Below are 1908 nucleotides of genomic sequence, written 5' to 3'. Positions count from 1 at the left end.
CCCGGCCGCGCCGCGGCCGGGCGCGGACGCGGGTCAGACCAGCTCGATGAGGTCGGCGATGGACGCCACGACGCGGTGCGGGCGGAACGGGAACCAGCTCGTCGGTGGGGCCGTACCGGTTCTTCATGGCGCGGATCATGCGGAGCCGGGAGTGCCGGTCGCCCTCGAAGTACAGGACGACGTCGACCAGGTGCTCCAGGAGGCGCGGCCCGGCGATCGAGCCCTCCTTGGTGACGTGGCCGACCAGCACGACGGTCATGCCGCGCTCCTTGGCGACCCTGATCAGGTTGGCGGCGACCTCGCGGACCTGGGTGACGCCGCCGGGCGCGCCGTCGGCCTCGGAGGTGCCGATCGTCTGGATGGAGTCGACGACGAGCAGCCCGGGATCGACCGACTCGATGTGGCCGAGGATGGCGGACAGCTCGGTCTCGGCCGCCAGGTACAGCCGGTCGGTGATCGCGCCGACGCGGTCGGCGCGCAGCCGGACCTGCTCGGCCGACTCCTCCCCCGTGACGTACAGGACGTTGCCGCCTTCGGAGCCCGCCGCGTCCGCCGTCGAGGCCAGGGCGGCGACCTCCAGCAGCAGCGTCGACTTGCCGATGCCGGGCTCGCCCGCCAGCAGCAGGACGGCTCCGGGCACGATGCCGCCGCCGAGGACGCGGTCGAGCTCGTCCAGACCGGTGGGGCGCGTCTGCGCGGACCGCACGTCGACCTGGCCGATCGGGCGGGCCGGTGAGCTGACCGGCCCGGCCGACACGACCCGGGCCGGGGTCGCCGACGCGGCCTCGGTGACCGTGCCCCATGTCTGGCACTCGCCGCAGCGCCCGACCCACTTGGAGGTCTGCCATCCGCATTCCGAGCACCGGTAGGCGGCCTTGGCCGCCTTCGCCTTCGCCATGCGCGGAAGCGTAGGGCCGGGCACCGACAGTATTCATCCCGCGCGCGGGACGAGGGGGGCTCAGCTCTCCTTGCGGGCCCGTTCGATGAGGTCGCCGAGGTGGTCGGACACGATGCTCGGGCGTTCGAGCATGGCCATGTGCCCGGCGCCGGGGACGACCTCCAGCCGCCCGGACGGCACGCAGGAGGCGATCTTCAGGCTGTGCTCGACCGGGGTGAGCATGTCGTTCTCCGCGCCGATGACCAGGGTGTCGGCGCCGCCGAGGGACGCGCACTCGCTGATCACCTCGGTGGTGATCATGGAGCGGAAGAAGTCGACGAAGGCGTCCATGCGGGTGTCGGCCATCATCTGCTCGGCGAAGGCGACCGCGGCGGGGCTGGCGTCCGGGCCGAAGGCGACCAGGTCCTCGACGAGGGCGGCGGCGTCGCGGCCGAGGTGGCGGACGCGCTCGACGACGCCCGAGCCGGCGCCGAGCGCGCCGAGGGCGGCGGGCATGAGGCGGTGGGTGGTGCGCGCGATGAGCGCGGGCATGCCGAGCGTGACCTCGCCGAGGCCGCCGGACGACGTGCACAGCAGCCCGGCCGCGAGGATCTTGCGTCCGACCAGCTCGGGGTTCTCGTCGGCGTACCGCATGATGGTCATGCCGCCCATCGAGTGGCCGACCAGGACGACGGGGGTGTCGGCGGGGACGGTCGCCTCGATGACGGCGCCGAGGTCGCGGGCCAGGCGGGGGACGGCGTAGCCGTCGCGGGCGCCGCCGTCGGAGCGGCCGTGCCCGCGGTGGTCCCAGAAGACGAGGCGGCCGAGGCCGCGCAGGGCCTTGCGCTGGAAGTGCCAGGAGTCCTGGGTGAGCGTCCAGCCGTGGCAGAACACGACGGCGAGGTCGGTGCGGTCCTCGCCGTCGATCTCCGCGTACAGGCGGGTGCCGTCGTCGGCGCGGACGGGTCGGGCCCGTCCGGGCAGCGACCCGAACGGCTCGCCCGCGAACGGGTCGGGGCGCAGCTGCAGGC

2 protein-coding genes are annotated in these 1908 nt (G+C 74.2%); both read right to left on the bottom strand.

All coding sequences use genetic code 11. The features are described 5' to 3' along the window. Positions 1 to 898 (bottom strand): DNA repair protein RadA (locus AB0C69_RS41840; RefSeq protein ID WP_360362390.1); only part of this gene is annotated, 898 nt, incomplete at its 3' end. A gap of 60 nt (positions 899 to 958) precedes the next feature. Further along, positions 959 to 1908 (bottom strand): alpha/beta hydrolase (locus AB0C69_RS41835; RefSeq protein WP_360362387.1); only part of this gene is annotated, 950 nt, incomplete at its 5' end.

The sequence above is a fragment of the Actinomadura sp. NPDC048032 genome (assembly GCF_040653175.1).
GTDB classification, from domain to species: Bacteria; Actinomycetota; Actinomycetes; order Streptosporangiales; family Streptosporangiaceae; genus Spirillospora; species Spirillospora verrucosospora.
The sequence above is the reverse complement of the archived record's forward strand: the minus strand, read 5'-3'. Positions and strand labels throughout refer to the sequence as shown.